This is a genomic window from Planktotalea frisia, assembly GCF_001890925.1.
Taxonomy (GTDB): domain Bacteria; phylum Pseudomonadota; class Alphaproteobacteria; order Rhodobacterales; family Rhodobacteraceae; genus Planktotalea; species Planktotalea frisia.
This window is the reverse complement of record NZ_MLCB01000023.1, coordinates 1-8,653: the sequence shown is the minus strand read 5'-3', so window position 1 is coordinate 8,653 and position 8,653 is coordinate 1. Positions and strand designations below refer to the sequence as shown.

12 protein-coding genes and 1 tRNA gene are annotated in these 8,653 nt (G+C 53.1%); all 13 read left to right on the top strand.

From position 1 onward, the window contains the following. Positions 1–273: hypothetical protein (locus tag PFRI_RS21455; protein WP_217653400.1), on the top strand; the 273-nt coding region annotated here is incomplete at its 5' end. 215 nt (positions 274–488) lie between these two features. Next, positions 489–1,232, top strand: coding sequence for an HTD2 family dehydratase (locus tag PFRI_RS01670; protein ID WP_245812208.1), 744 nt, complete (start codon positions 489–491; stop codon positions 1,230–1,232). Further along, entirely contained in the window at positions 1,232–2,470 is a 1,239-nt protein-coding gene (locus tag PFRI_RS01665; protein WP_072629030.1) for a CoA transferase, read from the top strand. Before PFRI_RS01670 ends, PFRI_RS01665 begins: the two co-directional genes overlap by 1 nt. A 51-nt stretch (positions 2,471–2,521) precedes the next feature. Continuing rightward, a complete protein-coding gene (locus PFRI_RS01660; protein ID WP_072629029.1) occupies positions 2,522–3,187 on the top strand; it encodes a CatB-related O-acetyltransferase in 666 nt (221 codons plus the stop codon). Between the two features lie 51 nt (positions 3,188–3,238). Next, positions 3,239–3,314, top strand: a tRNA-Trp gene (locus tag PFRI_RS01655). Between the two features lie 149 nt (positions 3,315–3,463). After that, positions 3,464–3,664, top strand: coding sequence for a preprotein translocase subunit SecE (secE, locus tag PFRI_RS01650; protein ID WP_072629028.1), 201 nt, complete (start codon positions 3,464–3,466; stop codon positions 3,662–3,664). A 190-nt stretch (positions 3,665–3,854) separates the two neighbouring features. After that, the gene (nusG, locus tag PFRI_RS01645; protein WP_072629027.1) at positions 3,855–4,388 is read left to right on the top strand and encodes a transcription termination/antitermination protein NusG; all 534 of its coding nucleotides are present in this window, start codon (positions 3,855–3,857) and stop codon (positions 4,386–4,388) included. A 486-nt stretch (positions 4,389–4,874) separates the two neighbouring features. Then, positions 4,875–5,420 (top strand): OmpA family protein, encoded by a 546-nt coding sequence (locus PFRI_RS01635; protein ID WP_072629025.1) that lies wholly within the window; start codon positions 4,875–4,877, stop codon positions 5,418–5,420. A 96-nt stretch (positions 5,421–5,516) separates the two neighbouring features. Further along, positions 5,517–5,831: a hypothetical protein gene (locus PFRI_RS01630; RefSeq protein WP_139292067.1), complete on the top strand. Its 315-nt coding sequence runs from the start codon at positions 5,517–5,519 to the stop codon at positions 5,829–5,831. A gap of 299 nt (positions 5,832–6,130) precedes the next feature. Next, positions 6,131–6,556 carry a 50S ribosomal protein L11 gene (gene rplK, locus PFRI_RS01625; RefSeq protein WP_072629023.1) on the top strand — a complete coding sequence of 142 codons (426 nt, stop codon included), beginning with the start codon at positions 6,131–6,133 and terminating at the stop codon, positions 6,554–6,556. After that, entirely contained in the window at positions 6,556–7,254 is a 699-nt protein-coding gene (gene rplA / locus PFRI_RS01620; RefSeq protein ID WP_072629022.1) for a 50S ribosomal protein L1, read from the top strand. Before rplK ends, rplA begins: the two co-directional genes overlap by 1 nt. A gap of 269 nt (positions 7,255–7,523) precedes the next feature. Continuing rightward, on the top strand, positions 7,524–8,039 hold the full coding sequence (rplJ, locus tag PFRI_RS01615; RefSeq protein ID WP_072629021.1) for a 50S ribosomal protein L10: 516 nt from the start codon (positions 7,524–7,526) through the stop codon (positions 8,037–8,039). Positions 8,040–8,113: 74 nt separating this feature from the next. Beyond that, complete coding sequence (gene rplL / locus PFRI_RS01610) at positions 8,114–8,491, top strand: 50S ribosomal protein L7/L12 (RefSeq protein WP_072629020.1); 378 nt, start codon at positions 8,114–8,116, stop codon at positions 8,489–8,491. The last annotated feature ends 162 nt before the right edge of the window (positions 8,492–8,653 follow it).

Genomic DNA, 8,653 nt, shown 5'->3' with positions numbered 1-8,653 from the left:
ACCCTACATTTGACATTAAGAACGGCATCCAGAAAAATCTGGGTGCCGTTTTTTGCATTCTCCCCGTGCTCGAGTCACCTTGCGTGCTGCAGCACGCAAAGCCACGCGGAGGGCTATTTTGGCGCGTTCTCTCGCTTTGAAATAAAATTTATTCCACGGCAGGACAAACGCAATGCCGCTTTGCAGCATACTCGCAAGGCGCTGCACTCGTTTAAAAAATTCAACTTAGCATACGAAAGTATCCAGATTGGGTATGCCATGGTATTCCTTTAAGTATTTAAAATCATTTGATTTTTAATTATTTCGCAAACATAAACTGTCGGATGCTGGACGTTGAAAAACCACACTCCGAAACTCACCCGCACCCCGATCTATCCGATTGGATTGGTCAAAGAGAGCGCGCACATGGCTGTGTTACACATCACGCTGCTCTCACAATTCGCGCGACCCTTGTCGGGGAGGGCGAAGAGCAACTTGGGGGAGATACCATGCCCCATCTTTGGCACTGGTACGCGTTTCCGCCAACTGCTTCGGTGGATGGTTTGGGTGCTGACGGTCATCCAAAGCTTGGCGGTTTCCTACCGCCAGTTCCGCTAGAGCGGCGTATGTGGGCAGGGGGAATCTTGGAGTTTTTTCAGCCTTTGAAAGTGGGCGAACCGTTGGAGCGGCGATCCAGCATCACGAACGTGGTCGAGAAATCTGGCGCGTCTGGTCAAATGGTTTTTGTGACAGTGCAGCACGACATTTTCACCGACCGAGGGCTTTGTGTGCGAGAGCAGCAAGATATCGTTTACCTGGACATCCCTGAACGCTTCAATCCGCCCCCTGCGAAACCCGTGCCGCGCGCAACAGACGATGCGGTGATTGTGATCGACCAAACCGTTCCAACGAGTGAACCTTTGCTGTTTCGCTATTCTGCGATCACGTTCAACGCACACCGTATCCATTACGATTTGCCCTACGCTCAAGCCGTAGAGAAGTATCCAGGTCTTGTGGTGCATGGTCCTTTGCAAGCGCAGCTTTTGATGGACGCGGCAAGCAAGTGGGCTGGCAAAGCACCGATGCTTTTCAAATTTCGTGGCGTGCATCCGATGTTTCATCAAAATGACCTGCGCTTGGTTGGAACGCAAAACGTTTCTGAGGACACAGGCACGCGCAAATTGACGCTTTGCACCGCACTTGGAGATCAACATCAGGGCATGCAAGCCACAGCAGAATGGGAGGAAGATTAATGGGAATTTTATCTGGAATGCGTGTGGTTGAGGGCTCGGCTTTCGTCGCTGTGCCGCTTGCGGGCATGACCTTAGCGCAAATGGGTGCTGATGTGATCCGCTTTGATCGTCTGGGGGGCGGTCTAGATGCCAAGCGCTGGCCGCTTGCGCCATCTGGGCAAAGCTTGTTTTGGGCGGGTCTGAACAAAGGAAAACGCTCTATCGCAGTGGATATGAAAAGCGAGGAAGGTCGCGAGCTGATCACCCGGATTATCACCGCGCCGGGCGAGGATGCAGGGCTCTTCCTTACCAATCTGCGCGTTCGTGGATGGATGGACTATGAAACTCTAACGCAGTTTCGCAAGGACCTGATCATGGTCACTTTAACGGGGGACCGACGTGGTAACCCTGCGGTGGATTATTCGGTAAACCCTGCGCTTGGCGTGCCAGAGATTACAGGTGCAGAAGGGTCCACGGATCCTGTCGCACATGCGGTTCCTGCTTGGGACTTACTTGCGGGGAACTTGTGCGTATCCAGCCTTCTTGCCGCAGAGCGCCATCGCTTGCGTAATGGCGTGGGGCAGGACGTTGAGCTGTCTTTAAAGGATGTTGCGGCCGCTGCATTGGGTCATCTCGGCATGATCGGTGATGCTGCGTTGAACGATGCGCCGCGAACAAAGGCAGGTAACGCGCTTTATGGCGCTTATGGGCAGGACTTTGTGTGCAAAGACGGTGAGCGGGTTATGGTAATCGGCTTGACCGACCGCCAATGGCGCGGACTCGTTAAGATCACCGACACGGGCGCGCAAATGGACGCACTTGCGAAACGCATGAAACGGGATCTGATGCAGGAAGGCGCGCGTTGGGAATTGCGCCATGAGATCACAGAGATCTTGAAGCCTTGGTTCGCGGCTCGCCCAGTCGCCGCGTTTGCAGAAGCCTTTAAGGCGGCTGGTTTGACGTGGTCGCAATTCCGCTCGCTCAAAGCCGCTTTGGCAGAGGATCAAGATTTGAGTGCCGACAACCCGATGTTCACGGATTTGCACCAAACAGGGTTGGGTCGTTTCCCTGTACCAAGCTCACCTGTGAGTTTCTCCAAGCACCCGCGAGAGGCCGCACGTCCAGCGCCGCAGTTGGGCATGCATACCGAAGAGATCCTAGGCGATGTTGTTGGCATGGATGATCGTGAAATATCGCGTTTATTTGATAGAGGGATCGTGCAAAGCCCGAATTTCGCGGTTGTTCGCCCAGCGGCTTAATCAAAGCAGTTGATGCGATACAAATCCGTCTATCATTGCTAACATCTCGCTATGACAAACTATCCCTCACCTCGTTCGATGCATCCTGTGCGCCTCGCGGATGGGAGCGCGCATTTGGGTAGCGTTTTTCTTGCCGCGGCGATTGATCATCCACGCATGAAAGTGGGTGAATACACCTACGCGTCCGCGCATGAACCCCCTAAGGATTGGGCTGCACTTCTCGCGCCCTATCTCTATGATTTCTCGCCGGAACGTCTGATCATTGGCAAGTTTTGCCAGATCGCCAGTGGTGTGCAATTCACCACGTCCTCTGCCAACCATCGCTTCGACGGCATCTCGAGCTTTCCTTTTGCGATTTTCGGGGGCGGTGGGCGCGAGGGTCGCCCGTCCATGCCCGATACAGGTCCCGATACCGTCATCGGTAACGATTGTTGGATCGGGACGGGTGCGACATTGATGCCGGGCTGTGTGCTTGGCGATGGCGTTATTGTGGGGGCACGGGCTGTGGTGACTGGTCAGCATGCTGACTACACCATTATTGCAGGCAACCCTGCACGCGAAGTGCGGACCCGTTTCGTGCCACGCGATCGTCAACGCCTCAAAGCGATAGCGTGGTGGGACTGGCCGATAGAGAAGATTTTGACGCATGAAGCAGCGATATCTGGTGGAGATATTGAGGCATTGGAAAGGGCTGTGCGTCCGCTTGCAGGATCGTGAAGATTGCCCCTTGCAAAGGCGACATCCCCGCCGTAAACGGACATTGGCTTTAGGGGTTTAGCTCAGTTGGTAGAGCATCGGTCTCCAAAACCGAGGGTCGTGGGTTCGAGTCCCTCAGCCCCTGCCAAAGCCACTTGTCCCTACATCTTCAGACAAGCTTCGTGGCCGCGCGAACGCACATTGGCGTGTAAGCGCATTGTTAGGCTTTAAGTTGTCTTGAAACTGCCGCACTCTACACGTATGTCACCCCCAACCTTGATCGACGGAAGTTCTAAAATGGCCATGACCAACCCGCTCCAGTATGTTCAGCAAGTTCGCTCCGAAGTTGCTAAAGTTGTTTGGCCAACGCGCCGCGAAGTCATGTTGACGACGATCATGGTGTTTATCATGGCGGCTTTGACGGCGGTTTTCTTCGCGGTCATCGACATCATCATTCGATTTGGATTGACCAGCGTTCTTGGATTCTTCGGCTCTTAAGCGAAAATCAACACCAGCCCTTGAATTGCCCGTCTAGCTTGGGTATTGCGCTGTTACCTCCCCAAAATGACTGCCCTTAAGATTCGAACGGCACACGCATTTTGTCTGGAAGGTCGGTACGCTGCGTTATGCCGCGTGTTGCGAAAAGGTTAATGTGACCCACTAGGGTTCAGACAAGGATAAGTGTCAGATGGCGAAGCGGTGGTATTCGGTAAGCGTTCTTTCGAACTTTGAGAAAAAGATCGCCGAGCAAATCAGAACCTCAACCATCGAGAACGGCCTTGAGGACGACATCGAAGAGGTGCTTGTTCCGACTGAAGAAGTCATTGAAGTCCGTCGTGGCAAGAAAGTGACCTCCGAGCGCCGCTTTATGCCAGGCTACGTGCTTGTACGGATGGAGATGTCTGACCAGGGTTATCACCTGATCAACTCGATCAACCGCGTCACTGGTTTTCTGGGCCCACAAGGCCGTCCAATGCCGATGCGTGACGCTGAAGTCGAAGCGATCCTTGGCCGTGTGGCCGAGGGCGAAGAGGCACCGCGTAACATCATTCACTTTGAAACAGGTGAGCGCGTTAAGGTTAACGATGGTCCGTTTGAAGACTTCGATGGCATGGTGGAAGAAGTCGACGAAGACAACCAGCGCCTCAAGGTGACTGTTTCGATCTTTGGTCGTGAAACACCCGTTGAGTTGGAATTCACTCAGGTCACGAAGCAAAGCTAAGTCACCCCTTTTCAGCACCACCAGAAAGCGCGCCTGTTAATCGGCGCGCTTTTGTCGTTTACCGCGCAAACACAGCACGCAGCCACCCATTGTGGAACATAAAAGACTCACTTGCGCGAAGAAGTGTGTCAAATCGCCTAAAAAGCGTATTTTTCGCCCAAAAAGATATTGACGCCCGCGTTGGTTGCACGGTGTAATTATATCCACGAGCACAACATACAGCGGCAAGCTGCAAAGCCGCGGATACATTTTGGGGGATACTATGTTCATTTCTTTGTTAAGGAGCCATTTGCCTTGGGTCGCACCAACGGCAGCGATTGTTTTCGCGGCATCCACAGGTTTTTTTGATCGTTCTTCGAGTTCCGAGCGAGTTGCTCAAGCGCCCGCACAAGTCGCGTATGATATCATGATATCAATACGCAAGCAACCGCTGTAGCCGAAGAAAACCAACCACGCGTTCAAAGCAATGCAGCAGCAGCTGAGGTTGTGACGCGTTTGAGCGTTGTTACAGATTCATCTTTGCAAGCTCTTCAGCCAGAACTTGAACCGATTCAATCCGCAGCTTTCGCTCCGGTCGTACAGTCTGTCGTTGAAAAGGTAAAACCTGCTGTGGAAGTCGCATCGTTGCAAGACACTAAAGAGGCCACATCGTTTTTTGCCAATGCGCAGGCTAATCTAATTGCTCAGGAAAGCTGCGTTTCTGACTTGCGCGCTTTGTCAGAGCGAGCTCGGGTCTACTTTCCTGCAGGAGGTCTAACACTGGACGAAAGCGGCATAGCGCAGGCGCGTTTGATCGCGGCTTTGGCGCAAGATTGTAATGGTGTGCAGATACTCGTTGAGGGCCATTCTGATCCGTCGGGTGATCCAGCTGTGAACTTGCGCCTTAGCAAACAACGCGCAGAGCAGGTGATCCAACGTCTTGGCGCAACCGGTCTTGATACGTCGGCTTTTGTGGCCGAAGGTTTGGGCAGCAAGCAGCCCTCTGGCGTGACTGGGCCTCAAGGCGATGCGTATTATGATCGCCGAGTTTAATTCGTTGTTCTTGAAACCAACGCAACAGCTGTGCGCAATGTCGCCATACCAAGCGCTTGGGCCTCATCAAGCTGTGTACAAGAGCTTCGCGGCGCAGTGTCTGATATTCAAATTTTCTACGCGCCTCGTTCTGTTGCCGCCAAGCAAGAGGACATGTCGAAGGCGCTATTGCTGGCAAACATGGCAATGGATTGCCCGGATGCCCGTTTGCGTGTGATCGGTCAACATTCCGATGATGCTCGCATCGGTGAAAACCCGGCGACGGGCCGCTTGCGTGCGAAAGCGATGATGGCAATGCTGGTCGGGCAAGGCATCGAATCTGGACAAGTTATTATGGCCGCGCCTTCGCGTTCCATGAGCACGAATGAGCTCAGCGGAAGCCGGTTGGATTTTGACATCATACTTGAATGATCTCTGACTGACGCGTTTCTTTAAAGAAACGAGAAGCCCCAGTTCTATCTCATCAGATTGAACTGGGGCTCTTTGCGTTTATCGCTCAAATTATCGGCATGCGTTGTAATGCGGATTGAACCGAAAATAATCATTTGCACTCCTCTCAGATTCGGACTATGCGCCGGAGGCTCATGGGCAGGGCTTTAGTTCTGTCCGTTTTTCCGTGGGAGGCACGGTCATCGCGATGACCAAACCAGACCACGGCGACAGTATCTTCGGACACGCGTGTTCGTGGAGTTGAATTAGGAGAAAGCCAAATGGCTAAGAAACTCGCTGGTACGATGAAGCTGCAGGTTCCTGCAGGTAAAGCGAACCCATCCCCACCCGTCGGCCCTGCATTGGGTCAACGCGGCATTAACATCATGGAATTCTGTAAGGCGTTCAACGCTAAAACAGCGGATCTCGAGCCAGGCGCACCATGCCCGACCGTGATCACATACTATCAGGACAAGTCCTTTTCCATGGACATCAAGACGCCACCAGCGTCTTACTTCCTGAAGAAAGCTGCCAAGCTTTCCTCTGGTGCGAAGCTCCCTGGTCGTGAGACAGTTGGTTCTGTCACAGTGGCTCAGGTTAAAGAGATCGCAGAAGCGAAAATGAAAGATCTGAACGCGAACGACATGGAAGCGGCTATGCAGATCATTCTGGGCTCTGCCCGTTCTATGGGCATCGAGGTGAAGTAATGGCTAAATTTGGTAAGCGTTTCACCGCAGCTCGTGCGGCATTCGAAGGCAAGAGCAATCTGACAGTTGAAGACGCTGTTGCTCTGGTCAAAGCAAACGCCAACGCGAAGTTCGACGAGTCTGTCGAGATTGCAATGGTATTGGGCGTTGATCCACGCCACGCGGACCAGATGGTTCGTGGTGTGATCGGTCTTCCAAACGGCACAGGCAAAACAGTACGCGTTGCTGTCTTTGCACGCGGCGCGAAAGCTGAAGAAGCTCAAGCAGCTGGCGCAGACATCGTTGGTGCAGAAGACCTGATGGAAATAGTTCAAGGCGGTAAGATCGAATTTGATCGCTGCATCGCAACACCTGACATGATGCCTGTTGTGGGTCGTCTTGGTAAGGTGCTTGGTCCACGTAACCTGATGCCAAACCCAAAGGTCGGCACAGTGACAATGGACGTTGAAGCAGCTGTAAAAGCGGCTAAAGGCGGCGAAGTTCAGTTCAAAGCAGAGAAAGCTGGCGTTGTACACGCGGGCGTTGGCAAAGCATCTTTCGATCAAGCCAAGCTGGTTGAGAACGTTAAAGCCTTCATCGGTGCCGTCGCAAAAGCGCGCCCATCCGGTGCAAAGGGTGCTTACATGAAGAAGATCAGCATTTCTTCTACCATGGGCCCTGGTGTCAGCCTCGACGTTGCGTCTGCAAACGAAGAGTAAACAAGAATTCTTGTGATGTTTGCCTTCGGGCGAACCCACTTGATGACGGGGCCGCTTAATTTGGCCCTGTCCTGTCCGAGACGAAGGGTGAGAAGGCAACTTCTCATAATTCCTTTCTGAGATGGGGAACGAGACGAGACTTTCGAGGATTTAAGTACCTCGGGCGATCAACTCGGGACCCTCTATTGGACCCGAACGCCTGCACGTCTTTCAGACGTTGCTGGCTTAACTGAGCCGGAAGGGGAACCTTCCACATTTGGAGTAAAACTGTGGATAGAGCACAAAAAGAACAGTTGGTCGACGAACTCGGCCAAATCTTTGAAAGCTCTGGCGTCGTTGTGGTAGCCCACTACGCCGGTCTGACAGTTGTTGAGATGCAGGATCTACGTGCTCGCGCAAGCGAAGCAGGTGGAGCCGTGCGTGTTGCCAAAAACAGGCTCGCCAAGATCGCCCTTGAGGGAAAGCCATGCGAGAGCATTGCTGACTATCTCACGGGTATGACCGTACTGACCTATTCTGAGGACCCTGTCGCAGCAGCGAAAGTGGCCGAAGATTTCGCCAAAGAGAACAAGAATTTCGAAATTCTTGGCGGCGCAATGGGTGAGAACGCTCTGGACCGTGCCGGTGTTACAGCCGTGTCTAAAATGCCTTCCCGCGACGAGCTTATTGCTTCGATCGTTGGTTGCATTGGGGCACCAGCTTCCAACATCGCCGGTGCACTTGGCGCACCTGCAAGCAACATCGCGGGTATCTTGTCCACTATCGAGGACAAGGCCGCGGCCTAAACAACTGATTGGCTGGCGTGTTGGTCGAAAGAGCGCACGTTGGAACACATCTTATATAAACGGAAAGAGTCAAAATGGCTGATCTGAAGAAACTTGCTGAAGAGATCGTTGGTCTTACACTTCTCGAAGCACAAGAACTGAAAACTATCCTCAAGGACGAGTATGGCATTGAGCCAGCAGCTGGCGGCGCAGTCATGATGGCTGGCCCTGCTGACGGTGGCGGTGCTGCGGCAGAAGAGCAGACAGAATTCGACGTAATTCTGAAAGCAGCTGGTGCATCCAAGATCAACGTGATCAAGGAAGTACGTGCGATCACAGGTCTTGGCCTGAAAGAAGCAAAAGAGCTCGTTGAAGCTGGCGGCAAAGCTGTCAAAGAAGGCGTCTCTAAAGAAGAAGCTGAAGACGTTAAGGGCAAGCTGGAAGCAGCTGGCGCGGAAGTCGAAGTTAAGTAATTCTGCTTGTCAGATTATTTCGGAAACGGCGGCTCCTTCGGGGCCGCCGTTTTGTTTGTTTGATGAAGAAGTGTGGGGTCAAACCTGCTCACCCCGATGGCCGCTTCGCGGACATGGACGAAGCCGCTGGCGCGGCAATGGCGCTTGTAGCGGGTGTTGTGC